The following is a 23439-nucleotide window of genomic DNA, read 5'->3' on the forward strand; positions in this document are numbered from 1 at the left end:
CGCGGTGTTGCCGGCCGGGCACGCCGCCCCGACCTGGAAGAAGGACATTCGGGGTCACCCGGATCGTCACAGTCGCGCCGGGTTGCCGGGAATGAGCGAGCCTGCCGCATCGCCGCCCAGTTTCGATCCGGCCGTCGTCATTCGTTCCAGGGCGTACATCTCTGCGCTCGTGCTGGCTGCGGTCTTGGGCGTTCCCATCTCGGTCATTGCGTACGGCTTTCTCGCTTTGGTCGCGGTTGTCCAGCAGTACGTCTTCGTCGGCCTGCCTGAACAAGTCCTCGGGGGTCCCGTTCCTGCCTGGTGGCCGGTTCCGTGGTTGGTGCTGTGTGGGCTGTTGACGGCGTCGACCATCCGGTATCTGCCGGGAACCGGGGGCCACTCACCGGCTTTCGGCTTCAAGACGGGCGGCGGTCCGCCCAGCGGCCGGGAGCTCGTGGGCATTGTTCTCGCGGCGCTGACCACGCTCAGCCTGGGTGCGGTGCTCGGGCCGGAGGGTCCGTTGATCGCGATCGGTGGCGGCCTCGGGGCGTTGGCGGTGCACCTGGCGAAGAAGGACGCTCCGCCGATGGCCCTGACGATCATGGCGTCGGCTGGCAGCTTCGCAGCGATCAGTACCCTGCTCGGGTCCCCCGTGCTCGGTGCATTCCTGATCATGGAGGCCGCCGGGATCGGGGGAATGACGCTGAGCCTGATGGCCCTGCCCGGACTGCTCGCGTCCGGCGTCGGGGCGCTGGTGTTCGTCGGCCTGGACGGCTGGACCGGGCTGGGCAGCTTCTCGCTGGCGCTGCCCGTCGTGCCGCCTGCTGTGCCGCCGACCCTGGCGACGCTGGGCTGGGCGGTGATCATGGGCGTCGTCGGTGCGCTGTTGGGATGGTTGATCCGCTGGGTCGGGCTCTCGCTTCGTCCGCTCGTGCACCTGAACCGGATGTTGGTGACCTCCGGGCTCGGCCTGCTGATCGGTCTTGCCGCAATGGCCTACCAGTTGATCTCTGGGAACAGCTTCACGCAGGTCTTGTTTTCGGGGCAGGACGCCCTTCCGGATCTGGTCGAACACGCCACGGACTACTCGCTTGCGGCGCTCCTCCTGCTGATCGTTTGTAAGGCCTTGGCCTACGGGCTCTCCCTGAGCGCTTTTCGTGGTGGGCCCGTGTTCCCTTCGATGTTCATCGGTGCGGCGCTCGGTATTGTCGCGAGCGGGTTGCCCGGAATGAATCTCGCGGCAGGACTCGGCATGGGCATGGGAGCCATGTGCGCAGCCATGCTGCGGCTGCCGTTGACGTCGACCCTGCTGGCCACGCTGCTGCTGGGAGTGGACGGTGTGGCGGTAACACCGCAGGTGGTGGTGGCGGTGGCGGTGGCCTTCGTGATCTCCAACGTGCTCCCGGTCCCGGGCCCGAAAGGGCCCGTGGCGTCTGACGCTGGCGGCAAGGTCCACCATCGGGCTGCCTCGAGGGCCGACAATGACTGAGATCTCGAGCGCGGGCCGTTTGACCGTACGGGACCGGTGGACCGCCTGGTTGTTCATCATTGGCTCGAGTCTGTTCGCCCTGGGAGCGGTGCCGCTATACGCCGAGGCCGTGGGATTGCGCTTGTGTGCAGCCACGTTCTTCGTCGGTTCGCTGTTCTTCACCTGTGCGGCGTTCCTGCAGTACCGCGAAGCCGTTGACGCGCTCCCGGCCGTGGGTGCCACGCGGCGCCATTCGTTTTGGGTATGGGCGCCACGGAATCTCGGCTGGCTTGCTGGCGCGGTTCAACTTGCCGGCACGCTGTGGTTCAACTGGAGTACGGCAAACGCAATGCGGGTCAATCTCAGTGCGGCGCTGACCGAGCAGCAAGTGTGGCGACCCGACGCTTTGGGGTCAGTCGCCTTCCTCGTTTCAAGCGGGGTGGCGTTGCGGGATGCCGGTCGCGGCGCCATTGCCGGCCGGCCCAGGACTCGAACGTGGAAGATCGGCGTGATCAACGTGGCCGGCTCCGTTGCGTTCGGCATCTCGGCTGTCGCGGCGTTTGTCATACCGTCGAGCGGCGATGTCTGGAACGCCGAGCTGTCCAATCTCGGCACATTTGTGGGAGGCCTGTGCTTTCTCACCGGCGCGATTCTGATGCTGAGTCCAGAATCCACCGACGCCTCGACTCCTGCAAGCCGTGGAGCTCATCCGTAACCCCCTTTCAACAGTCTCTTTAGGAGAAGTGATGTCAATAAATTCCCAGCCGGCGGACGCCGACGTGGCACTGTTCGGCAACCGATTTGTCACCCAGGAGGTTCCGAGCCGGGAGTTCCCGGAGACCGGCATTCCTGCTGAGGACGCTTTGCGGCTGGTGTCGGAGGACCTGGCGCTGGAGGGTGATCCGGCCCGGAACCTGGCGACCTTCGTAACGACATGGATGGAGCCGCAGGCCCAGCAGATCATCGCAGCGAACCTACACCGCAATTTCATCGACCACGCCGAATATCCCCGCACGGCCGAAATCGAGCAGCGCTGCATTCGGATGCTCGCAGATCTTTTCCACGCTCCCGGCGAGACGACGGGCGCCCGGACCCAGGGATCGTCCGAGGCGATCATGCTCGGCGGCCTGTCCCTGAAGTGGAACTGGCGCAAGCGCCGCGAGGCCGCCGGCGCATCGACGTCGAGCCCTAACCTGGTGTTCGGCGGCGACGTGCATGTTGTGTGGGAGAAGTTCTGCCGCTACTTCGACGTCGAGCCGCGGATCGTGCCCCTGCAGCCGGGGAAGTACACGATCGGCCCGGAGGACGTGCAGGCCCATATCGATGAGAACACCATCGGCGTCGCAGCCGTGCTGGGCACGACGTTCACCGGGCACAAAGACGACATCGTCGGCATCAACGACCTGCTGGTCCGGATCAAGGGTGAGCGGGGCCTTGATGTGCCGCTGCACGTGGACGGGGCCAGTGGGGGGTTTGTCTGGCCCTTCCTGTACCCGGACTCCGAGTGGGACTTCCGGCTCGAGCAGGTCCGCTCGATCAATGTCTCCGGGCACAAGTTCGGACTGGTCTATCCCGGCATCGGCTGGCTGATCTTCCGGGAGAAGGCCGACCTGGCCAAGGACCTTGTTTTTGAGGAGAACTACCTCGGCAAGACCGACTCGACGTTCACCCTGAACTTCTCCACCGGCTCGTCGATGGTTCTCGCCCAGTACTACAACTTCGTGCGCTATGGCCGCGCCGGCTACACCTACATCATGCAGAACATGCAGACCAACGCCCGCGCCCTCGCCGAGAAGTTGGAGGCCATGGGCCGGTTCGAGATCATCGGCCCCGACGAGGAGCAGCTTCCCCTGGTTGCGTTCCGGCTCGCCGGCGACCCCGGTTACGACGAGTTCGACATTGCCTGGCAGCTCTCGGCCGAACGCGGCTGGATGGTGCCGGCCTACACCCTGCCGCCGAACGCCCAGGACGTGACGATCATGCGTGCGCTGGTCAAGGAAACGATGAGCCGCGAGCACGTCGACACGCTCGCCCGGGATATCGAGGAGGCGTGCTCAACACTCGCAAAGAAGGGCGGCGCGCACGAATCCGAACGAAAGAAGATCGTCACCGGACCCGGGCATTGACCGGGTGGCGCCAACAATGAGCACGGTGGAGGAACAGTCGGTCATTTCTTCTCCCTGACTGCGGCCGCTGCCGTTTCGCGCTGGGTGGCGGCCCAGCTGGCGAGGACTTTCAGGGCGTCCTCGGAGGGTGTCCCGGGATCTGCCGTGTAGACGTTGATGCGCAGTCCTGGGTCCGCGGGCAGTTCCAGTGCTTCGAAGCTCAGGTCCAGGTCCCCCACGATCGGGTGGTGAAGCCGTTTGCGGCCGGTGCGGTGGTACTTCACGTCGTGCCTCGCCCACCGGGTGCGGAACTCCTCGCTGCGGGTCGAAAGCTCTCCGATCAGGTCCGTGAGGTCTCTGTCGTAGGGGTTTTTCCCGGCGGTGGACCTCAGGACCGCGACGATGTCGTCCGCGCTGCGTTCCCAATCGGCGAAGAACTCCCGCGCTTTCGGGTTCAGGAAGGTGAACCGTGCACTGTTCGGCGGAGTCACCTGCTCAGCCATCATGTCCAGGTAGAGCGCACGGCCGAGTTCGTTGGCGGCAAGGACATCCCCGCGGTCGTTGCGGACCCAGGCCGGCGCCGTCGTGATCGCATCAATGACGCGTTGCACGCTCGGCCGCACCGTCTGCGGGCTGCGCTTTCGCCGCACCCGGGGAGCGGCCGTGGCCGCGCGGGCCAGGTCAAAAAGGTGGGCCGTCTCGGCGTCGTCAAGCTTCAGTGCACGGCAGAGGGCTTCAAGGACGCTGTCCGAGGCGCCGGAGAGGTTTCCGCGCTCAAGGCGTATGTAGTAATCGATGCTCATCCCGGCGAGCATCGCGACTTCCTCGCGGCGCAGCCCGGTAACGCGGCGGTTTCCGCCGTAGACCGGGAGGCCGGCCTCCTCCGGCGTGATCCTGGCACGGCGGGAGGTCAGGAACTTCCGCACGTCGTCGCTGTGTGTCATGGCCTCCACGCTACCCGCGGCCAATGCGACGAGGGAGGCACTGGCATTACCCGGAACGACCGTGACTCCCCGCCATTGGGAAATCACGGTTCCATGGAAAACATGAATCCTGCACCCGCAACTACTGCCCACCCGGCGGCGATCCTGGCGATCATCCTCGCCAGCTACCTGACACCGCTCGGGGCCGCACCCGCACCCCTGGCCGAGGCCGCCCGCTGACCTGGCTACATCCGAAAAGGGGGTACTCACGTGCCCTCCCATAATCCCGCACACCTGAATACCGTGAAAGGCATGCACATGGAACTTACTCTCAATAACGGCGTCACGATGCCCGCCCTCGGACTGGGCGTCTTCCAAAGCGCGCCGGAGCAAACGACGGCGGCCGTCGAAGCGGCGCTGGCGGCCGGCTACCGGCACATCGACACTGCCGCGGCGTACGGCAACGAGCGGGAGGTCGGTGAGGGCATCCGCAACTCGGGCCTGGACCGTTCCGACGTGTTCATCGAGACCAAAGTCTGGGTCAGTGACTACGGCTACGACCAGACGTTGCACGCCTGGGAAAAGGCTGTTGGCAAGCTCGGCGTCGACTACCTGGACCTGTTCATCCTGCATCAGCCCGCCCCCGACCGCTTCGAAAGAACCGTCGGCGCGTACAAGGCCCTGGAGACCCTGCTTGCTGACGGGCGCGTCCGGGCGATCGGTGTCAGCAACTTCATGCCGCATCACCTGGAGCAGCTGCTGGCGGCCACAGACGTCGTCCCGGCGGTGAACCAGATTGAGCTGCACCCGTACTTCGCCCAGCCGGCCGTCCAGGCAACGGACACCGAACACGGCATCCTTACCCAGGCGTGGTCACCGATCGGCGGCATCACTTTTTACCCCGGATGGGGCGAGAAGCGCAGGAACGTGATGGAAGACCCGACGATCGCCGGCATCGGACAAACACACGGAAAGAGCCCCGCCCAGGTCATGATCCGCTGGCACCTGCAGCAGGGCCGCTCAGCCATCCCGAAGTCGACCAACCCCGCACGCATCGCCGAGAACTTCGACGTCTTCGACTTCGAACTCGGCGCCGACGAACTCGCCGCCATCGACGCCCTCGACACCGGTGTGCGCAACGGACCGGACCCCGACGAGGCCCGCGAAGAGCGTTTCGCCATGGTCATCCCCGAAGCCTGAGACCGAGAGAAGCCACCACCATGGAATACCGTCCCCTTGGCCGCACAGGCGTGCAGGTCAGTCCCCTATGCCTCGGCGCGATGATGTTCGGCCCCTGGGGCAACAACGACACCGCGGACTCCATTCGAATCATCCACCGCGCCCTCGACGCGGGCATTAACTTCATCGACACCGCCGATGTCTACTCCGGCGGGGCATCCGAGGAAATCGTCGGGCAGGCACTGGAGGGCCGGCGTGAGGCCGTGTTCCTCGCCACGAAGTTCTTCATGCCCATGAGCGAAGACGATCCCAACCAGCGGGGTGGATCCCGCCGCTGGATCATGCGGGCGGTGGAAGACTCCCTACGCCGCTTGAACACCGACTACATCGACCTCTACCAGGTGCACCGGCCCAGCCCGGATACCGACGTCGAGGAGACTCTCGGCGCCCTCACTGATCTGGTCCGCCAGGGGAAGGTGCGGTACATCGGCTCCTCGTCGTATTCCGGGTCGCAGATCGTGGAAGCCCAGTGGGCATCCCGGGAACGCAACCTGGAGCGGTTTGTCACCGAGCAGCCGCCGTACTCGATCCTGGTCCGCGGCATCGAGGAGGACATCCTTCCCACGGTGCAGCGCCACGGCATGGGAACCCTCACCTACAGCCCGCTCAGCGGCGGCTGGCTCTCCGGGCGCTGGCGTAAAAACGCAGCCTCCGTGCCCACCTCAACCGCGCGTCCGAACGCCCGGTTCGACATGACGAGCCCGGCCAACCAGCGCAAGCTCGACATCGTCGAAGAACTCGCCCAGCTGGCCGAACAAGCCGGATTGACGCTCATCGAACTGGCCATCGCCTTCGCGATCAACCACCCCGGCGTCACAGCCGCCATCGTCGGACCCCGCACCATGGAACAGCTCGAGTCCTACCTGCCCGCCGCGGACATCACCTTGGCCAGCGACGTGCTGAACCGCATCGACCAGCTCGTCGCACCCGGCGTTACCGTCAACCCCGACGACAACAGCTACGGCACCAACGAACTCACGCCCCTGGCGCGGCGACGGAAGCAACTGTGACCGCCGAGGCGCCTGAAGCCCTGCATGAAGCTCTGTGCAGCAGTTCGAGCTTCCACTGAAAGAAGGAACATCATGACTGACCAACCCCAACAGATCGGCGGCGGCCGGAACATGTTCGGAGACTTCGCCCCGAAGCTCGCCGAGCTCACCGACGACGTCCTGTTCGCGGACGTCTGGAACCGCCCGGAGCTTCCGGCCCGTGACCGCAGCCTTATCACCGTCGCCGTTCTCACCGCCGGCGGCAACACCGAACAGCTCGGCTTCCACCTTGGTCGCGCCATTGAGAACGGCGTCACCCGGGAAGAACTCATCGAAGCCATCACCCATGTCACGCTCTACGCAGGCTGGCCCAAGGGCATGGCCGCCATGGGCGTCGCCAAGCGGCTCTTCACCGAGAGCAAGTAAGGATCACCATGAACATCGAACCCACTGTCCCCACTGCGAAGAACCCGCCGGCCCGGTTCGCCGGCGACGTCTGGCTCGATCCGATCGCGCTCCCGCACGAGCCGGATCAGACGATGGTGGTCGCGACCGTCCGTTTCGCGCCCGGAGCCCGCACCGCCTGGCACTCCCACGAACACGGCCAGTACCTCCGCGTCACCCAGGGAGTTGGCCGGTTCGGAACCCGGGACGGCAAGATCGTCGAAGTCCACCCCGGCCAGACGCTCTACACGCCGCCCGGCGAGGAGCACTGGCACGCGGCCGCCCCTGGCTGCTTCATGGAACATATCGCGATGCTCCAGAACGGCGAGGACGCAGCGACGACCACCACGTGGGGCGAGCACATCACCGACGACGAGTACAACGGAAGCTGACCAGCCCGCGAACCAATTGCAGGGACGCAGCTGAGGACAATCCCTCTCGCGAACCTGGGCCTGGGCGCCACCGGAAGGCGGCGAGGCGCCCTGGATGGCCGCGGGCAACAGAAAAGGGCGCCCCGCTGAGCCGGAGCGCCCGAAAATCCGCCGTTGCCCGCCGTTTAGAGCTGGTAATCAGCTGCCGTGGTGATGTTCTCGTGCACGCACAGAATATTGTGCTCGGAGTCCATGAACCAGGCGCACTTCTCTGAATCAGTTGTACAAATATGGTTCTCGGTCTTGAGGTCCGGGCGATCGTAGTCCTGGAACATGACGCCCTTGGCTTCCATTTCCTGGACCGTGCGCTCGATCTCGCTGACTTCGAAGCTCAGGGTGGTGTGCTCTGAATGCATTCCATCCTTGACTGGCATCAGCTGCAGCATTGGGCCGCCTTCTGAGCCGAACAATTCGCTTCCGTCATCTGCCACGCCACGGTGCGGGAGCCCCAAAGTGTCCGCGTAGAAATGCCGGGCACGCGCTGCATCATCAACTGGCAGGACTGTTGTGGCTTTATTGAGTACTAGGGTCATTTCGCCACCTCCTACGAGCAAGATTTTACGCCGGAGCGGGATGGAAAGAGCCCGCCAATTGCTCCCTGCACGGCGAAGCCCGCCCCTGTCCCTCCCCGGTTGCCCTATCACTTGTGGCGGTCATTTCGACCTTTTGGCAGCCACAAGTGATAGCGCAACGGGAGGTAAGGCGGGAGTGAGCGGGACGGGCTACTTCTCTACGAGGGTCAGGACGTCGTAGGTCGCGACGATTTCGTCGTTCTGGTTGGTCAGGACGGCGTCCCAGCCCACCTCGCCGTACTCGTCGGTCTCGCGCGGGGTGATCTTCTTGGCCGTCAGGGTCACGCGGATGGAATCGCCCGCGGCCACGGGGGTGATGAACCGCAGGTTCTCCAGGCCGTAGTTGGCCAGGACCGGTCCCGGTGCGGGCTCCACGAACAGGCCGGCTGCCCAGCTGAGCAGGAGGTAGCCGTGCGCCACGATGCCCGGGAAGAAGGGGTTGGCCGCGGCGGCTTCCTGGTTGGTGTGGGCGTAGAAGGTGTCGCCGGTGGAGTTCGCGAACTTGGTGATTTCCTCCAGCGAGACCTCGCGCAGCTCCGAGCGGATGGCGTCGCCGATGTGCAGGGTGGCGAGGGATTTCCGGAACGGGTGCTGGCCCTCGGTCTCGAGCGTGAAGTTGCGGTCCGCTCCGGTGTGCCAGAGCCCTGTGACGGCGGTGAGCATGTTCGGCGAGCCCTGGATGGCGGTGCGCTGCATGTGGTGCATCACCGAGCGGATGCCGCCGAGCTCTTCGCCGCCGCCGGCGCGGCCGGGACCGCCGTGGACCAGGTGCGGGACCGGGGAGCCGTGGCCGGTGGAGCTGCGGGCGTCCTCGCGGTTGAGCATGAGCACGCGGCCGTGGTGGGCCGCGATGCCGGTGACCAGCTGCTGGGCCACGGCGGGATCGTTCGTGCAGACCGTGGCGACCAGCGAGCCGCCGCCGCGGGCGGCGAGGCGGACGGCGTCGGCCAGGTCGGTGTAGCCGATCACCGAGGACACCGGGCCGAAGGCCTCCAGCGAGTGGACCTCCTCGGCTTCCGGGTTGGCCCAGCTCAGCAGGACCGGGGACATGAAGGCGCCGCCGTCGACGACGCCGATGCTGCCGTCCGCGCTGGTGACCTTGGGCGCGTCGAGCGTGCCGTAGGCGAGCTCCCCGCCGGCGTCGAGCATGGACTGGACGGCGGCGCGCACGTCTGCGAGCTGCTCAAGGGAGGCCAGGGCGCCCATGGTGACTCCCTCGGCGCGGGGATCACCGAGCACGACGCGTTCGCGGATGCGGTCCCCCACGGCGGCGGTGACGTCGGCGACGACTTCCTGCGGCACGATCGCGCGGCGGATCGAGGTGCATTTCTGGCCGGCCTTGGCGGTCATCTCGGTGACGAGGGACTTGATGAAGGCGTCGAATTCCGGTGTGCCCTTGACCGCATCCGGGCCCAGGATCGCGGCATTCAGGGAGTCGGTCTCGGACGTGAAGCGGACCCCGCCCTTGACCACATTGGGGTGCGACTTGAGCGTGTTGGCGGTCGACGCGGAGCCGGTGAAGGCCACGAGGTCGCGGTAGTCCAGGTGGTCCAGCAGCGTACGGACCGAGCCGGAAATCAGCTGCAGCGAGCCGGTGGGCAGGATGCCGGATTCGTCGATCGCCTTGACCACGGCGGCGGCCACGTACCCGGTGGGGGTGGCGGGTTTGACGATGGTGGGGACGCCGGCGAGGAAGGCCGGGGCAAGCTTCTCCAGCATGCCCCAGACAGGGAAGTTGAAGGCGTTAATCTGCACGGCGACGCCGGGGATGCGGGTGTAGATGTGCTCACCGGCGAACGAGCCGTCGCGGGACAGCACCTCCATGGGGCCATCCACCACCACCTGGGAGTTGGGCAGCTCCCGGCGGCCCTTGGACCCGAAGGTGAACAGGACGCCGATGCCGCCGTCGATGTCGATCATGGAGTCGATCTTGGTAGCGCCGGTCTGCGCCGAGAGCGCGTAGAACTCCTCGCGGCGGCCATTGAGGTACTGCGCCAGTTCCTTGAGCTTGAGCGCGCGCTGGTGGAAGGTCAGCGTGCCAAGTTCCGCCTGGCCGGTGGTGCGGCCATAATCCACGACGGCGGCGAGGTCGAGCCCCTCGGTGCTCACCTTCGCCAGGAGCTCGCCGGTGCTGGCGTCCAGTACCGGCGCCGCGCCGGCGGCGGCGGCGTCGTCGGGAGTCCACCAGGAACCCCGGATGAAACTGGGAACGATCTCGACAGTGTCTACTGTGGGTGCGGCTGTGGTGGTCATCGTTGACGGGTCCTTCCAACGGGGGAGCAAGATCAACACGGCCGGAACATTACTGACCGTCCGTTCGGTAATATGATCTACAGTACATGAATGAGGCCTGCCGCACACTAGCCGCGGCGGCACCGACCGTCCGGGACCCGGCCGGCCGGCAACAAAGGAGACGCTATGACGCCCGAGACCGGCAGCACCGAGTTGTGGAAAATCACCCTGGGGGAACTCGACGAGAAGATGGGCGTGAAGATCGTCGAGGAGTCCGTGGACCGCGTGGTCGCGACCATGCCGGTGGAGGGCAACCGGCAGTCGTTCGGGCTCCTGCACGGCGGCGCCTCACTGGCCGTGGGCGAGGCCGTGGGGTCCTGGGCCGCCGTCATCCACGCCAGCACCCTGGGCAAGACGGCGGTGGGCGTCGACGTCTCGGCCACGCACCACAAGTCGGCCCGCGAGGGACTGATCACGATCACGGCCACCCCCATCCATCTGGGCGGCACCCTGACCACCCACGAGGTGCTGATCACGAACGAGACCGGCCAGCGAATCTGCACGCTGCGGATCACCAACCTGCTGCTGGACCGCAAGGCCTGACTTCTGCCCCGAACCCTCTGGGTCGCCGGAGACCTCCGGGGTCGCTGTAACGTTCCGGCGACCCGGGAGCTTTCCGGCTAACTCGGGCCCAGGGCGGGAGGCCGTCTACACCGGACCCCACTCCCGATGTAGGGCCGATCGGCCCGGAAGGCGCGGTGCCGCGGCTGTTAGCTTGGAAGTGCTGAGTCGCCCGGCACCGCCGGGTATCACCGGTCTCACCGGAAGGGATCCACCATGCTCTCAGACACCTCACTTCCCGTCATTCAGGCAACGCTGCCCGTAGTCGGCGAGCACATCGAGGAGATCGCCAAGCGCTTCTACAAACATATGTTCGAGGCGCAGCCGGATCTTCTGGACGGGCTCTTCAACCGGGGAAACCAGGCGGACGGCCGCCAGCAGCAGGCGCTCGCCGGATCCATCGCGGCCTTCGCCGGCATGCTCGTGGAGAAACCGGACCAGGTGCCGGACCATCTGCTCTCCCGGGTGGCCCACAAACACGTCTCGCTGGGACTAAGCCCGGACCAGTACCAGATTGTCCACGACTACCTCATGTGGGCGATCGTGGATGTTCTGGGCGATGCCGTCACTCCCGAGGTCGCCGCCGCCTGGGACGAGGTCTACTGGCTGATGGCGAACCTGCTCATCAACAAGGAGCGCGGGCTGTACAACGCAGTGCACCTCTCCCCCGAGACCATTTGGCGGACGTGGCGGGTGGTGCAGCGGATCCAGGAGACCGCCGACGTCGTCTCGTTCGTCGTCGAGCGGACCGACGAGCGGGACGTCAAGCCGTCCCTGCCCGGGCAGTACGTGACCCTCAAGATGACCATGCCCGACGGCGTACAGCAGCCCCGGCAGTACAGCCTGACCAAGGCCGACGACGGGCAGCACCGGCAGTTCGCCGTCAAGAGGGTCCACGGACTTACGACTCCCGACGGCGAGATGTCCAGTCTGCTCCACAATGACGTCCAGGTAGGCGACGAGGTGGTGCTCTCAGCTCCGTTCGGCGACGTTGTGCTGGAGTACACGGACCGGCCCCTGGTCATGGCCAGCGCGGGAATCGGCATCACGCCCATGGCCGGAATGCTCTCCCACTTGGTACAGTCCGGTTCACGCCGCCAGGTGGTGCTGCTGCATGCCGATGACAGCGAGGCATCCTTCCCGCTCCGCGCTCAGGTCAGGGAGGATCTGGCGAAACTCGCGGACGGGACCCTGACGACGTCGTTCCTGACTCCCGCGGGGACAGCGGAGACCGGCGGGACGGGCGAGGGAGCCGGGGCGCGCGAAACCGGCGAGGCGGGCGGTACCGGCGGGGCGTCCGGGGTGGCCGAAACCGGCGAGAGGGCCGGGGCGGGCAGTTCCGTGTTCTCCGGTTTCATGGACGTCAGCGACGTAGAACTCCCGGAGGACGCCGAGTACTACCTCTGCGGTCCCCTGCCGTTCCTGAAGTCGGTTCGGAGCACCTTGATTGCCGGTGGCGTCCCCGCGAAGGACATTCAGTACGAGGTTTTCGGCCCGGATCTCTGGCTGGCTGACTTCCAGTAACCCGCGGCTCGCTGTTCCTCCCGAATGCGCGGATTCGCCCAAAGCTTGCGGGGTCGCCGTAGCCGTACGGCGACCCCGCGGCTTTCCGGCGAGCCCGGGCTTGGAGGCCCCGGCTAACGCACCGCCCGGCGCCGGCCGAACGCCACGAAGGCCGCGCCGAGCAGCAGGACTCCGGCGCCGAGACCCGCTAAGGGCAGGAGCCCGCCGGCGCCCGTGCTCGCTAGCTGGCCTGAGGTGCCCGGCGTGTTGCCTGGTGCCGTGTTGTCCGGTGATGCGCTGCCCGCTGCCGCGCCGCCCACAATGACGGAGGTGTCCGACGGCTGGGCGGGAGCTTGCGCCGGTTTGACCGGTCCGGCGGGAGCCCCGGCAGGGTTGGCGGGCTGTTGCGGGACCGCCGGGTGGCCAGGCGTTGCCGGCTGCACGGATCCCGGTGTCCCGGCGGGCGGCCCGGTCGGAGTGCCCCCGGAAACGGGCGTGGCCTCGACGCTGAACGCCACGGCTGCCGGCGGCGATGCGACGCCGTCAATGGTTTGCGTCACGGTCAAGGTGTGCGCTCCGGCGTCCAGTTCCGCGGGGAACGTGACACTCCACCGGGCACTGCCGGCGAAGGTCTGCGCGGTCCCGGGCTCGAGCGCGGCCTCCTCCGCTCCGGAACCGGAACCGGCCTGCACGGAGTCCACGGCCACCCCGTCCACAGCCACGGCCACGCCGGCACCTCGAAGGGCTGTGCCGGAGATGGTGGCTGGCAGGGCGTCCTGGCGCAGGTGTTGGCCGTCCCTGAGGTTCGACACCGCCGGAGCCGGCGGAATGACGGTATAGGTGCGGGTCGCCGCGGGACTGTCCATTTCTCCGGGGGCCGTGAGCACTGCCGTGACTGAAATTTTTCCGAAGACCGGCTGATCGGCCACGTTGATGCTCCAGCGGCCGTCTGCGTCGACGAGCCCGGTCCCGGTGAAGTCGCCGGAGAGCCGCACCGTGCCTCCGGCTTCTCCGGTGCCCTCGATGGTTTCGATGGCGGTGAGTCCCGGGCCGTCCGGCTGGCCGTCCACAGGTGAGGTGATGGCCGGAGCCGCGAGCCGGGAGACGTCGACGGACAGGGCGACGGCGCCGGAGCCGCTGAAGCCGTTCACGGTTTCAGCCGAGAACTTGAAGGGCCCGGCCAACGACGGTGCGGGGAACTGCCAGTTTCCCGACGCATCGACCGGCACTTCCAAGGGCTGGCCGTCCTTCTGGCCCGAGGTCTGGCCAGGTTTCTGGTTCAGGACGGTGATGCGGACCTTGGAATTCGGAGCCACCACGGAGGCCGGACCGGCATCGATGTGCCCGGCAATCGGCTTACCGGCTGTGACGGTTCCGTAGGAGGCCGCAGCGAGCGCTGGCTTGGCCAGGAACAGTTGCAGCTGGACACCGCCCGGGACCTGGCCCATGGCGTCCTCGAGGCTGGTCGCGATGGCCCGCGTCTGGACGCCCTGGTCGTTACTTTCCGCCCCCGTGTGCAGCCCAACAGCGAAGTTCCCGCTGATCCATGGACCGCCGGAGTCCCCGCGGTCTGAGGTGACCGACGTCGACTCGAAGCCCCGGACGGCCCGTAGATCGTTGTTCCAATCCGGCGGTAGTGAATTCGGCCCGAGTAGGACTTGGATGCCGACCGAGTCCACCGTGCCGCACCTCCACCCGGTTGTCCGGCCGGACCGGCACACGGGCTGGCCCTGGAAAGGAGCCACTGTTCCCACGATCTTCACGGACGTCGGCCCCGGTTCGGCGGGCTTGTCCCATCGGGTGACGGCGGCCTGGAGGTCCAGGCCGCTCCGGATGCCCTGGAGGACGGCGACGTCCGTGCCAACGTTGGTGCCGTCCGGCGCAACCTTGGAATTGTCCGGCCCGCCGAACTGGCTGAACCCGAATGTCCCCAAAGTTCCGGCGGCCGCACCGAAAGCTGAGCCCCACGCTGCCCGTGCCTCCGGTGGATCTTCGATCTCGGCCTGCTTCGCGGCTCCGTCAGCGGCGCAGTGCCCGGCGGTCAGAACCACCGGCTCGCCCGCGGGGCTGAAGGCGCCGAACCCTGCCGAGCACCGGGCTTGGCCGTCAATGATGAAGCCCTGGCCGCCAAAGAGGTCCTCTTCCGTCGTGATCCGGGATCCTTGTTCCAGCGTCACGTTGGCGTAGCGGGCCACGAATTCGGCCGCGGACATCTTCGGCACCGTGCCCGGGGCTTTCGCCGGCTGCACATCGGCGCCAGCAGCGGGAACAGCGGCGGGAACAACGGAGGCGGGAACAACGGCGGGAACAGCGGCGGCGGGAAGGGCGTCGGCAGCCGGAACGGACTGCGCCGTGTTGGTGCCGCCGGTGCGGATGACAAAGTGGCCGTCTGTGTACGTGACGGCCTGCAGCCCGGCGGCCCCGACCTCGCGGACATAGGCCTCGAACAGTTGCTGGGTGCTGGAGGCCAGCAGCTCCGCGGCTGACGGGACAGCGGCGGCGGCCGCGGGGGCGGCAAGCAGGAAGTCAGCCGGGCCGGACTGGTTCAGTTCGGCCACGCGGGCCCGGAGCTCGGCGCCGCTGCCTTCAACCGCGATCTTGCCGCCGGCGAGGCTGATCCCCACATAACCCGGGAGGGCCCGAAGGGAGGGTGCGGCGTCGGCGGCCCGCCGGGCAAGTGCACCGGCGGCGTCGAATTCCGCGAGGGTCATGCCAAGGTCCCGCCGCACGGCCTCGGCGAGGCCGGCATCGCTGATCGGCGTCGCGGACGGCACCGGAGAAGAACCAGCCAAAGGCGCGTCAGCCGGCGACGGTACCGGGACCGCCGTCGAGATCGCAGACGCAGCCGGCGCTGGAACCGCCGTCGAGACCGGCACCGGCATCGGGACCGCCGTCGAAACCGGCGTCGCCATCGCCGACGCAGCGGGCGCCGGGTCGTCGGGGACCGGGGCGGGGGCGTTGGCTTCGGCCATCGCCGGGACCGCGGTCAGCGCAAAGGCAGGCACGGTACCGGCAAGCGCAATCGCGAGGGCCGCGGCGGCCCGCACCATCGGCTGGAACTTCGGAGTCTTCACTGGCCTACCCTAACTGCGCCCACCCTATCGGCCGAGCTTTCCGAGGATGGCCGCGAGTTCCGGGGTCGTCACGCCGTGGCGGAAGAGGTAGTCCGCAGTGTTGAGGGACCGGACAAATTGCAGCAGGCTCTGGCCCCGGGATTCCAGCAGGGGCGCCAGCACATTCTCGGGCAGGAAACGCTCGTGGGGATGCGGGACTGCGGCGTGCCGGAGGTGCTCGTTGATGCCCCGCATGGAGCGCTGGTAGCCGCTCACAATGGCCTCTTCGCCGTCACCGGCGAGGTCCTGGAGCATGGCTGCGATCATGCCGCTCCGGTCCCGCCCCGCGGAGCAATGGATGACCACACCGCCTTCCGCGGCGGCCACCGCCTTGAAGACCCGGGACAGCAGGTGCGGGAACAGCCTGGCGTTGTCCGCATAACAGGCGGGGTCGTTCAGGTAAGGCACGCAGAGCTCGCGGAATTCGCGGTTGTCCGGGTCTTCGGTGGGTGCCAGCACGATGTCGAAACCGGCCAGGGCCCCAGCCCGCACCGGCGGATCGGTCTCCCGGCGCCGGATTTCGGCTTCGTTGCGGAGGTCGATGACGGTCCGGATGCCCCGGCGGTGCACCTGCCGCCAGCCGGCCTCGGTGAGCCACTCCCGCCGTCCCATGCGGAACACGTCCCCGGCCACGTGCCACGCGTTGACGGCCCCATCCCACTCCACGGTTCCGGGCACCGCCTGCCCCTTGGCTTGGCCCAGGGGCGCTGCAGGAATCATCATCCAGAAAGCTAAGCACACGCACCGGCGCGATCCGCGGCAGGATTCACAAACGTTATACACAATGGGACCATTGGCATGGTGCGGGGTTTACGCTTCGCAACACGTTTTTCACGGCACGGGCGCTGAACCCAGGGTGCCACTGAGGAGAACACCATGGGACGTCTGAAACTTCGACGCCGGCGGACGGCTCTGGCGGCCGGTCTCGCCGCCCTGGCCATGGCGGCCGGTGTGGCGGCGGTACCGGCGGAGGCGGCGGACAGGACCCGGTACGTCGCGCTCGGAGACTCCTATGCCGCCGGGCTGGGGGCGGGGCCGTACCTGGATGATTGCTACCGCAGCGAGAACAGCTATTCCGAACTCGCTGCCCACACGAAGACCATCAAACTCGTCGCCAACGCGGCCTGCAGCGGCAAGACGACCCAGGACGTCGTCAACACCCAGCTCAGGCGGCTGACCAGGACCACCGGGCTCGTCACCATCACTGCCGGCGGCAACAACCTCCGGTTTGCGGAAATCCTTGCCTCCTGCGGCGCCGCGATGGTGAATCCCGCTGCGGGTCCGCTGTGCGATGCCGCCAGTGCCTACGCTGAGGGCCAGATCTCCAGCCATCGACTGTCCGGTGACGTGACAGCGATGATCCAGCGCGTGAAGGCTGCCGCCCCCAACGCCAAGGTTGTAGTGACGGGCTACCCCTACCTCTATGACCCGGTCGCGCCCGGCCAGGCTGATCCGATGTCCCGGTTCATCTACAAGGCCACGGTCCTGGCGGACGGCCTGAACGGCTCCATCGCCGCCGCCGCCCGGGCCACCGGAGCGGAGTACGTCGATGTCCGGGCCGCTTTCGCCGGTCACGGCGTGAACTCTGCGGCTCCGTGGATCAATTTCAGCCGTACGGCCCTGGCCAGTCCAGAAAACTTCCACCCGAACGCCCGGGGCTACGAGGCGTACTTCGCATCGCTTAACGGGGCCAAGGCCTACTCGGCACGCTAGCGCCGCTTGGCCAGCCGGGATTCGAGGGCGTTCCGGACCATCGGCCATTCATGTTCCAGGATGGAATACACGACGGTGTCCCGCAGCGCCCCGTCGGCGCTGCGCGTGTGGCTGCGGAGCACGCCGTCCTGTTTGGCCCCCAGCCGCGTGATCGCCTCGCGGGACTGGTGGTTGAGCCAGTGCGTCCGGAACTCGACGGCGGGGCAGCCCAGCGTCTCGAAGGCGTGCCGCAGCAGCAGCAACTTGGAGTCCGGATTGCTGCCGGTGCCATGCGCGGACGCCGCGTTCCAGGTGGAGCCGATCTCCACCCGGGGCGTGGCGGCGTCGATGTTCATGTAGGTGGTCATGCCGATCACCCGGCCCGGTCCGCCGGTAGCGGGGTCGATCAGCCGCGTGGTGAAGGGCAGCATGGCGCCGCTGTCCTGCAGGGCCAGGCGACGCTCAATCTCGGCGGCCATGTGCTGCGGTGCGGGCACGCTGGTGTACCAGAGGTGCCACAGCTCGCCGTCGCGTGCCGCCTCGACAAGGCCGTCATGGTGGTCCTGGCTCAGCGGCTCAAGGACGACGTACTTGCCGGTCAGGGTGATGGGCGCGATCGCGGGGCGGTCCAGGGAGGTCACCGCACCATCCTAGGGGCAGAGAAGAATGCCGGTCACTTGGTCCAGTCGAAGAAGCCCTTGCCGGTCTTGCGGCCCAGTTCGCCGCGGGCCACCTTGTCGCGGAGGATCTGCGGCGGAGCGAAACGGTCACCCAGCGTGGACTGCAGGTACTCCGCGATGCCGAGGCGCACGTCCAGGCCCACGATGTCGGTGGTCCGCAGCGGTCCCGTGGGGTGCTTGTAGCCCAGCACCATGGCGTTGTCGATGTCTTCCGCGGTGGCCACGCCCTCTTCCACCATGCGCATCGCTTCGAGGGCGATCGCGACGCCCAGCCTGGAGGAGGCGAAGCCGGGCGCGTCGTTGACCACGACGGCGGTCTTGCCGAGCGCCTCGGCCCATCCGCGGGCGGCCTGGGCCAGGGCGTCGGAAGTCTGCTCGCCGAGGACCACCTCGATGAGCGTCGACGCCGGCACCGGGTTGAAGAAGTGCAGGCCCAGGAAGTTCTGCGGCCGCTTCAGTTCGCGGGCCAGACCGTTGACGGAGAGCGAGGACGTGTTGGAGGCGAGGTAGGCGCCGTCGGCGAGCCGTTCCTCGATGCCGCGCAGCGCGGTGATCTTCAGGTCCCAGTCCTCCGGAACGGCCTCGACCACCAGCTGCCGGCCGGCGAAGTCGTCATAGTTCACGGTGACCGCGAGCCGGGAAACGATCTCGTCCAGGTTGCCGTCCACGGCGCCGCGCTCAATGCTCTTGGCGGCGGCGGACTCGACCCGCTCCCGGGCGGCCTCGGCCGACGCCTCGTCGCGCTCGACGACCACCACGTTGGCTCCGTTGATCAGGAAGGCGTGGGCGATGCCTGCGCCCATGCGGCCGCCACCGAGGACTCCCACGGAGTGGGGAAGGGTGGCGGGGAGTACGGAGTTGCCCATGTCTATTTCTGCTTCCCTGGTTCTTTAGCGGACGTGTTCTCTGGCTTCGTCACTGATTTCTTATCTGATTTCTTCGCTGATTTCTTATCCAGGAATGTCTGCATACGGTCGAACTTGGCCTGGGATTCGAAGAGGATCCCCTGTGCCAGCTGGTCAATGAGGGGATGCGCCTCGGCCGGGGCATGGAACACGGATTTGGTGATCCGGACGGCGAGCGGATCCTGCGTGGCAATCCGGTCGGCGACGCTGTGGGCCGCGGCCATCAGATCGGACGATTCATGGATTTCGGTGATGAGATTGACCGCGAGGGCACGTTCTGCGCGCAGCACGGAACCGGCGAGCAGCATTTCCTTGGCGACGGGCTCCCCCACGAGTTCCTTGAGGCGCCAGCTGGCGCCGGCGGCGGCCAGGATGCCGAGTCCGGTTTCGGGATTGCCGATCCGGACGGACGGGGTGCCGATCCGGAAGTCGGCGGCGTACGCCAGTTCGGCGCCGCCGCCCAGGCAGAAGCCGTCCAGTGCCGCGATGACGGGCATCGGCAGCTTGGCAATCCGGACGAAAATGGTGGAATTGATGCCCTGCAGGGCATCGTCGCGGCGGCGTTCGCGCAACTGGCCGATGTCGGCGCCGGAGGCGAACACCCCGTCAGTGCCGGCGATGATGAGGACTTTGGGGTGCCGCTCGAGATGGGTGCAGACGGTGTGGAGTTCATCGACCATCTGCTGGTCGATCGCGTTGCGGACCTCGGGGCGGTTGAGCACCACCACCACGCGGTCCTCGCGCTCTTCGACCAGGAGCGTGCCGAAGCCAGCCGGGTCGAGGGCCGGGGCCGCCACTAGACGCGCTCCAGCAGCATGGCCGTGCCCTGTCCGACGCCGATGCACATGGTGGCGAGGCCGATCTTGGCGTTTTCGCGTTCCATCCGGCCCAGCAGTGTGATGGCGATCCGGGAACCGGAGGACCCCAGCGGGTGGCCCAGGGAGATCGCGCCGCCGTCGCGGTTCACGATCTCCGGGTCGAGGCCGAGCCGGCGCATGCTGGCCAGGGACTGGGTCGCGAACGCCTCGTTGAGCTCGACGGCGCCGAGGTCATCGACGCTGACCCCGGAACGGGCGAGCACCTTCTGGGTGGCCGGGACCGGGCCGATGCCCATGATCTCGGGCTCGCAGCCGGCTGAGGCGCCGTCGATAATGCGGGCGCGGGCCGTGAGGCCAAGCTTCTGGATCGCGGCCTCCGAGGCAACGATGATGGCGGATGCGCCGTCGTTGAGGGTGGAGGAGTTGCCGGCGGTGACGATCGAGCCGCCCTTGACTACCGGCCGGAGCCCGGCGAGGACGTCCATGGTGGTGCCGGCGCGGGGCCCCTCATCGGTGTCCACCACGGTCTCGCCCTTGCGGGTCTTGACGGTCACGGGGACGATTTCCTCGGCGAAGCGGCCGGCGGCGATGGCGGCCAGGGCGCGTTCGTGGGAGCGGACGGCGAAGGCGTCGGCGTCCTCCCGCGAGATGCCGTCAACCCGCCCCACCTCTTCTGCCGTCTCCGGCATGGAGTAGGTCATTTTGCCGTCCCGGGACAGCTCGCCCTTGGCGAACTGGGGGTTGACGAAACGCCAGCCGATGGAGGTGTCGAAGATTTCGCCCGGTTTGGCGAAGGCGGTCCGGGGTTTTTCCTGGACCCAGGGGGCGCGGCTCATGGATTCGACGCCACCCGCGATCACGATGTCCGCGGCGCCGGACTTGATCATGTGGCTGGCCATAATGATGGCGCTAAGCCCGGAGGCGCAGAGCCGGTTCACGGTGATGCCGGAGATGTGCAGGGGCAGCCCGGCAAGGAGGGTGGCCATGCGGGCCACGTTGCGGTTCTCTTCGCCGGCGCCGTTGGCGTTGCCGAGGATGACCTCGTCGATGGTGTCCGGATCGACGCCGGCGCGGGCCACAGCCTCGCGGACTACCAGTGCGGCCAGGTCATCGGGGCGGACTGCGGAGAGGGCGCCGCCGTAGCGGCCCACGGGAGTGCGGGCGCCGCCAACAAGAAAAGCCTCGACCATGAGAACATCCTTCACCAAGAAAGCGGGGCCGGCAGCAGAGTAATTTACCGACCGTTCGTTCTATAAAGATTACACGGCGGGGCAAGGGGGTCAACCGGATGCCGCCGGATTACGCGACGACGACGCCCAGATGAGCCGCGAGCAATGGAGCGAGCAGGGTGAGCTGGTGATCGTCGACGACGAGGCCGGACAGACTGCCCAGACCGCTGATGGTGCGGAAGTCGGTGCTCCGGAGGTCGAAGTCCTTGAGCCGGGCTCCGGTGAAATCGAGGGTGCCGATCGTGCAGTTCTTCAAAGCGACGCGCGTGGCGGTGCAGGAGCCCAGATCCAGCTCGTTAATGATGCAGTCGCTGATCTGCACGTCCGTGAGCTTGGATCCGCGCAGGTTCACGTAGTCGAGTTTGCCGCCGTCGATCCGAACGGACTGCCAGCCGCTTTCATAGAGCTCCGCCGATCCCCAGCGGGGGTTGCCGATCTCGACATCCCGCAGGCTGGTCCGGGCCGCCATCAGCACCGGGGCGTACGTCTCGGTCAGGATGCAGTCACGGAAAGTCGCGCCCCGCAGCTGCGTCTCATTGAAGGACACCCCGGTGAATTCGCACTCGGCAAAGTCCGTACCGCCCAGGTCCAGACCGTCTGCCGATGCGCGGCTGTAGCGGACGCCGTCGTACCGAACACCCCGCCGGAACTCCGGGGCAGGGTCGTCCTGCAGATCCCCGGGACGGACCGGCGCGAGCCGGGGGGCGGTGACCTTGGGGGTTTTCTCAGCCGCAGTGCGCCGGACCATCACTGGCACTCGGCCTTGGCCGCGATGTCCGCCAGGTCTTTTGCAAGCGCCTTGCGGGTGATGCGCATCCCGAGCGGACCGAACACGGTGAGCATGATCCTGCTGAACCGGGTCGGTTTGATGACTTCGGCGCCAAAGGTCAGCGTAAGGTCGGTTCCCCCGCCGCGCTCCGCGAGCGCGAACCTGGTGGTGTAGTCGGCGCCGCCCTGGAGGGCCTTCACGGTGGTGCTGCCGCCCCGGCCGTTCGACGGCGCCTCGGACTGGGCAACCCACATCTCCACCGTTTCCGCGCGCCCCATCATGGTGCGGGTCTCCTTCCAGCGGGTACCCACGGCATAGGGTCCGTCGGTGAGCATCTGGATCGAATCGACGCCGGAGAGGGTCGCGGCAGATCCGGGAATGTCCGACACCACCGCCCAGACCGCGTCCGCCGGAGCATTGATGTGCTGCGTGAGAGTGGTCTTGTGGTCCATGACCTCGAGCCTAGCCCGCGGGCCGGGGGGATTTCATCCTTTCGCGAACCGCCCCGCCGCTGCCGCGGACGACGCTGCGGAGAATTACCCCGCGAGACCCCTTGAATTAGTAAGCATGCTTTGTGTTAGGCTGATCGGACAGTATTTTCAACCGGAACGAAAGGTGGCCAACACCATGGGTGTCGGAGACAAGATTCAGAACGAAGCAGAGCACCTCGGCGGCAAGGCCAAGGAAACTGCCGGAAACGCCACTGGCAACGACCAGCTGCGCGCCGAGGGCCAGAAGGACCAGGTTGTAGCCGACGCGAAGAAGGTCGGCGAAAACGTCAAGGACGCCTTCAAGAAGGACTAGTCTTTAGGACGTTGGCGGCGCCGGATTTTCCTTTGGGGGATCTCCGGCGCCGCTTTTTTGCGCCCGTGCAAGAATGGCCCCACAGCCGACGGAGGGGTCAGCATGGCACGGACACACGCAGGACGCGGCAAGCCCGCCACCCGGGATCTCAGCAATACCGACCTAGGCCGGTCCGGCGCCGCCGCTGGCGGTTCGCCGGCGCTGCGCGGCTACCTGGCGACGCCGCAGGGCGAGGGGCCGTTTCCCGCGGTCCTGATGGTCCATGAGGCGTTTGGCCTGGACGACATCACCGTCCGCCACGCCGACCGGATGGCGGCGGCCGGCTACCTGACATTGGCCATAGACCTGTACAGCGACGGCGGGGCGCGCCGCTGCCTCGTCGCCACCATGCGCGCGCTGTCCGCGGGCGAGGGCCGGGCCTTCACCGATCTGGCCGCCGCCCGGGACTGGCTGCGCGAAACCGGCCGGACCACCGGCAAGATCGGCGTCATCGGCTTCTGCATGGGCGGCGGCTTCGCCCTGCTGCTGGCCAATGACGGCTTCGACGCCGCCGCCGTCAACTACGGACGGCGCCCGAAAGACCCCGGGGAGGCCCTCGCCGGCGCCTGCCCGATCGTGGCCAACTTCGGCGGCCGGGACCGCACCCTGCCCGGCGAAGCGGCGAAACTCGCGGCTCTGCTCGACGGGCTGGGCGTGGAGAACGACGTGAAGGAGTTCCCGCACGCCGGGCACGCCTTCCTCAATGATGTGGAGACCGGGCCGAAGGTGCTGCGGCCGCTCATGCGGGTCATGGGCATCGGCCCGGATCCGGAATCGGCCCCGGAAGCCTGGCAGCGGATCGAGGACCACTTCGCCAAGCATCTGAACCCCAGCTGAGTCGCAGCAGGGACCGTTTTTGGTTCTCAAACGGCCCTGCCGCGACT

The 23439-nt window shown here is 67.2% G+C and carries 23 protein-coding genes; 12 read left to right on the top strand and 11 right to left on the bottom strand.

What is annotated here, in order from left to right; all coding sequences use genetic code 11:
* Positions 1-91 precede the first annotated feature (91 nt).
* Genes AC1DBX_RS09790 through gad form a run of 3 tightly spaced genes read left to right on the top strand, consistent with a single transcriptional unit; the run spans position 92 to position 3573 of the window.
* Complete coding sequence (locus tag AC1DBX_RS09790; protein ID WP_476931650.1) at positions 92-1468, top strand: chloride channel protein; 1377 nt, start codon at positions 92-94, stop codon at positions 1466-1468.
* On the top strand, positions 1461-2162 hold the full coding sequence (locus AC1DBX_RS09795) for a hypothetical protein (protein ID WP_476931651.1): 702 nt from the start codon (positions 1461-1463) through the stop codon (positions 2160-2162). Before AC1DBX_RS09790 ends, AC1DBX_RS09795 begins: the two co-directional genes overlap by 8 nt.
* Positions 2163-2193: 31 nt before the next feature.
* Positions 2194-3573 carry a glutamate decarboxylase gene (gad, locus tag AC1DBX_RS09800; protein ID WP_476855571.1) on the top strand — a complete coding sequence of 460 codons (1380 nt, stop codon included), beginning with the start codon at positions 2194-2196 and terminating at the stop codon, positions 3571-3573.
* 41 nt (positions 3574-3614) lie between these two features.
* Here gad and AC1DBX_RS09805 read toward each other — a convergent pair whose 3' ends face one another.
* Entirely contained in the window at positions 3615-4496 is an 882-nt protein-coding gene (locus tag AC1DBX_RS09805) for a helix-turn-helix transcriptional regulator (protein ID WP_476859300.1), read from the bottom strand.
* A 297-nt stretch (positions 4497-4793) separates the two neighbouring features.
* On the opposite strand from AC1DBX_RS09805, the gene AC1DBX_RS09810 reads away from it, so the two are divergent.
* The 4 genes from AC1DBX_RS09810 to AC1DBX_RS09825 all read left to right on the top strand — a co-directional run bounded on the left by AC1DBX_RS09810 (position 4794) and on the right by AC1DBX_RS09825 (position 7539).
* A complete protein-coding gene (locus AC1DBX_RS09810) occupies positions 4794-5675 on the top strand; it encodes an aldo/keto reductase (protein WP_476855569.1) in 882 nt (293 codons plus the stop codon).
* A 20-nt stretch (positions 5676-5695) separates the two neighbouring features.
* Positions 5696-6724 carry an aldo/keto reductase gene (locus tag AC1DBX_RS09815; RefSeq protein ID WP_476859299.1) on the top strand — a complete coding sequence of 343 codons (1029 nt, stop codon included), beginning with the start codon at positions 5696-5698 and terminating at the stop codon, positions 6722-6724.
* A 72-nt stretch (positions 6725-6796) separates the two neighbouring features.
* Positions 6797-7129, top strand: a complete 333-nt coding sequence (locus tag AC1DBX_RS09820; RefSeq protein WP_476850188.1) for a carboxymuconolactone decarboxylase family protein — start codon at positions 6797-6799, stop codon at positions 7127-7129.
* A gap of 8 nt (positions 7130-7137) precedes the next feature.
* Positions 7138-7539 (top strand): (R)-mandelonitrile lyase, encoded by a 402-nt coding sequence (locus AC1DBX_RS09825; protein ID WP_476870370.1) that lies wholly within the window; start codon positions 7138-7140, stop codon positions 7537-7539.
* Between the two features lie 164 nt (positions 7540-7703).
* Here the strand turns inward: AC1DBX_RS09825 and AC1DBX_RS09830 are convergent, their stop codons facing one another.
* Together AC1DBX_RS09830 and paaZ are read right to left on the bottom strand one after the other, a co-directional pair.
* Positions 7704-8111, bottom strand: a complete 408-nt coding sequence (locus AC1DBX_RS09830; RefSeq protein WP_476855566.1) for a VOC family protein — start codon at positions 8109-8111, stop codon at positions 7704-7706.
* 189 nt (positions 8112-8300) lie between these two features.
* Positions 8301-10403, bottom strand: coding sequence for a phenylacetic acid degradation bifunctional protein PaaZ (gene paaZ / locus AC1DBX_RS09835; RefSeq protein WP_476931652.1), 2103 nt, complete (start codon positions 10401-10403; stop codon positions 8301-8303).
* A 165-nt stretch (positions 10404-10568) separates the two neighbouring features.
* On the opposite strand from paaZ, the gene AC1DBX_RS09840 reads away from it, so the two are divergent.
* Together AC1DBX_RS09840 and AC1DBX_RS09845 are read left to right on the top strand one after the other, a co-directional pair.
* Positions 10569-10985 carry a PaaI family thioesterase gene (locus AC1DBX_RS09840; protein ID WP_223913660.1) on the top strand — a complete coding sequence of 139 codons (417 nt, stop codon included), beginning with the start codon at positions 10569-10571 and terminating at the stop codon, positions 10983-10985.
* 234 nt (positions 10986-11219) lie between these two features.
* On the top strand, positions 11220-12527 hold the full coding sequence (locus tag AC1DBX_RS09845) for a globin domain-containing protein (protein WP_476931653.1): 1308 nt from the start codon (positions 11220-11222) through the stop codon (positions 12525-12527).
* Positions 12528-12640: 113 nt separating this feature from the next.
* On the opposite strand, the gene AC1DBX_RS09850 is transcribed toward AC1DBX_RS09845, so the two are convergent.
* Positions 12641-15580: a S1 family peptidase gene (locus AC1DBX_RS09850; RefSeq protein WP_476931654.1), complete on the bottom strand. Its 2940-nt coding sequence runs from the start codon at positions 15578-15580 to the stop codon at positions 12641-12643.
* Between the two features lie 24 nt (positions 15581-15604).
* Positions 15605-16342, bottom strand: coding sequence for a tyrosine-protein phosphatase (locus AC1DBX_RS09855; protein ID WP_476931655.1), 738 nt, complete (start codon positions 16340-16342; stop codon positions 15605-15607).
* Positions 16343-16495: 153 nt separating this feature from the next.
* On the opposite strand from AC1DBX_RS09855, the gene AC1DBX_RS09860 reads away from it, so the two are divergent.
* Positions 16496-17332 (top strand): SGNH/GDSL hydrolase family protein, encoded by an 837-nt coding sequence (locus AC1DBX_RS09860; protein ID WP_476850195.1) that lies wholly within the window; start codon positions 16496-16498, stop codon positions 17330-17332.
* Here AC1DBX_RS09860 and AC1DBX_RS09865 read toward each other — a convergent pair.
* The 6 genes from AC1DBX_RS09865 to AC1DBX_RS09890 all read right to left on the bottom strand — a co-directional run bounded on the left by AC1DBX_RS09865 (position 17329) and on the right by AC1DBX_RS09890 (position 22164).
* Complete coding sequence (locus AC1DBX_RS09865; protein ID WP_476931656.1) at positions 17329-17952, bottom strand: GNAT family N-acetyltransferase; 624 nt, start codon at positions 17950-17952, stop codon at positions 17329-17331. The genes AC1DBX_RS09860 and AC1DBX_RS09865 overlap by 4 nt on opposite strands.
* Before the next feature lie 32 nt (positions 17953-17984).
* Positions 17985-18857 carry a 3-hydroxyacyl-CoA dehydrogenase family protein gene (locus AC1DBX_RS09870; protein WP_476931657.1) on the bottom strand — a complete coding sequence of 291 codons (873 nt, stop codon included), beginning with the start codon at positions 18855-18857 and terminating at the stop codon, positions 17985-17987.
* A gap of 2 nt (positions 18858-18859) precedes the next feature.
* Entirely contained in the window at positions 18860-19693 is an 834-nt protein-coding gene (locus tag AC1DBX_RS09875; RefSeq protein WP_476931658.1) for an enoyl-CoA hydratase/isomerase family protein, read from the bottom strand.
* Positions 19693-20904 carry a thiolase family protein gene (locus tag AC1DBX_RS09880; protein ID WP_476859289.1) on the bottom strand — a complete coding sequence of 404 codons (1212 nt, stop codon included), beginning with the start codon at positions 20902-20904 and terminating at the stop codon, positions 19693-19695. Before AC1DBX_RS09880 ends, AC1DBX_RS09875 begins: the two co-directional genes overlap by 1 nt.
* Before the next feature lie 109 nt (positions 20905-21013).
* Entirely contained in the window at positions 21014-21691 is a 678-nt protein-coding gene (locus tag AC1DBX_RS09885; RefSeq protein WP_476859288.1) for a pentapeptide repeat-containing protein, read from the bottom strand.
* Entirely contained in the window at positions 21691-22164 is a 474-nt protein-coding gene (locus tag AC1DBX_RS09890) for an SRPBCC family protein (protein WP_223913648.1), read from the bottom strand. The genes AC1DBX_RS09885 and AC1DBX_RS09890 overlap by 1 nt, the downstream gene beginning before the upstream one ends.
* 175 nt (positions 22165-22339) lie before the next feature.
* On the opposite strand from AC1DBX_RS09890, the gene AC1DBX_RS09895 reads away from it, so the two are divergent.
* Together AC1DBX_RS09895 and AC1DBX_RS09900 are read left to right on the top strand one after the other, a co-directional pair.
* On the top strand, positions 22340-22516 hold the full coding sequence (locus AC1DBX_RS09895; protein ID WP_043435744.1) for a CsbD family protein: 177 nt from the start codon (positions 22340-22342) through the stop codon (positions 22514-22516).
* Positions 22517-22618: 102 nt separating this feature from the next.
* Positions 22619-23392, top strand: a complete 774-nt coding sequence (locus AC1DBX_RS09900) for a dienelactone hydrolase family protein (protein WP_476855555.1) — start codon at positions 22619-22621, stop codon at positions 23390-23392.
* The last annotated feature ends 47 nt before the right edge of the window (positions 23393-23439 follow it).

Source organism: Arthrobacter sp. 10N44_2, from assembly GCF_056394385.1.

Bases quoted from the DNA above. Each gene is read 5' to 3' on its own strand.
- AC1DBX_RS09790 (WP_476931650.1), top strand. From the start codon at position 92: ATGAGCGAGCCTGCCGCATCGCCGCCCAGTTTCGATCCGGCCGTCGTC.
- AC1DBX_RS09795 (WP_476931651.1), top strand. From the start codon at position 1,461: ATGACTGAGATCTCGAGCGCGGGCCGTTTGACCGTACGGGACCGGTGG.
- gad (WP_476855571.1), top strand. From the start codon at position 2,194: ATGTCAATAAATTCCCAGCCGGCGGACGCCGACGTGGCACTGTTCGGC.
- AC1DBX_RS09805 (WP_476859300.1), bottom strand. From the start codon at position 4,496: ATGACACACAGCGACGACGTGCGGAAGTTCCTGACCTCCCGCCGTGCC.
- AC1DBX_RS09810 (WP_476855569.1), top strand. From the start codon at position 4,794: ATGGAACTTACTCTCAATAACGGCGTCACGATGCCCGCCCTCGGACTG.
- AC1DBX_RS09815 (WP_476859299.1), top strand. From the start codon at position 5,696: ATGGAATACCGTCCCCTTGGCCGCACAGGCGTGCAGGTCAGTCCCCTA.
- AC1DBX_RS09820 (WP_476850188.1), top strand. From the start codon at position 6,797: ATGACTGACCAACCCCAACAGATCGGCGGCGGCCGGAACATGTTCGGA.
- AC1DBX_RS09825 (WP_476870370.1), top strand. From the start codon at position 7,138: ATGAACATCGAACCCACTGTCCCCACTGCGAAGAACCCGCCGGCCCGG.
- AC1DBX_RS09830 (WP_476855566.1), bottom strand. From the start codon at position 8,111: ATGACCCTAGTACTCAATAAAGCCACAACAGTCCTGCCAGTTGATGAT.
- paaZ (WP_476931652.1), bottom strand. From the start codon at position 10,403: ATGACCACCACAGCCGCACCCACAGTAGACACTGTCGAGATCGTTCCC.
- AC1DBX_RS09840 (WP_223913660.1), top strand. From the start codon at position 10,569: ATGACGCCCGAGACCGGCAGCACCGAGTTGTGGAAAATCACCCTGGGG.
- AC1DBX_RS09845 (WP_476931653.1), top strand. From the start codon at position 11,220: ATGCTCTCAGACACCTCACTTCCCGTCATTCAGGCAACGCTGCCCGTA.
- AC1DBX_RS09855 (WP_476931655.1), bottom strand. From the start codon at position 16,342: ATGATGATTCCTGCAGCGCCCCTGGGCCAAGCCAAGGGGCAGGCGGTG.
- AC1DBX_RS09860 (WP_476850195.1), top strand. From the start codon at position 16,496: ATGGGACGTCTGAAACTTCGACGCCGGCGGACGGCTCTGGCGGCCGGT.
- AC1DBX_RS09870 (WP_476931657.1), bottom strand. From the start codon at position 18,857: ATGGGCAACTCCGTACTCCCCGCCACCCTTCCCCACTCCGTGGGAGTC.
- AC1DBX_RS09880 (WP_476859289.1), bottom strand. From the start codon at position 20,904: ATGGTCGAGGCTTTTCTTGTTGGCGGCGCCCGCACTCCCGTGGGCCGC.
- AC1DBX_RS09885 (WP_476859288.1), bottom strand. From the start codon at position 21,691: ATGGTCCGGCGCACTGCGGCTGAGAAAACCCCCAAGGTCACCGCCCCC.
- AC1DBX_RS09890 (WP_223913648.1), bottom strand. From the start codon at position 22,164: ATGGACCACAAGACCACTCTCACGCAGCACATCAATGCTCCGGCGGAC.
- AC1DBX_RS09895 (WP_043435744.1), top strand. From the start codon at position 22,340: ATGGGTGTCGGAGACAAGATTCAGAACGAAGCAGAGCACCTCGGCGGC.
- AC1DBX_RS09900 (WP_476855555.1), top strand. From the start codon at position 22,619: ATGGCACGGACACACGCAGGACGCGGCAAGCCCGCCACCCGGGATCTC.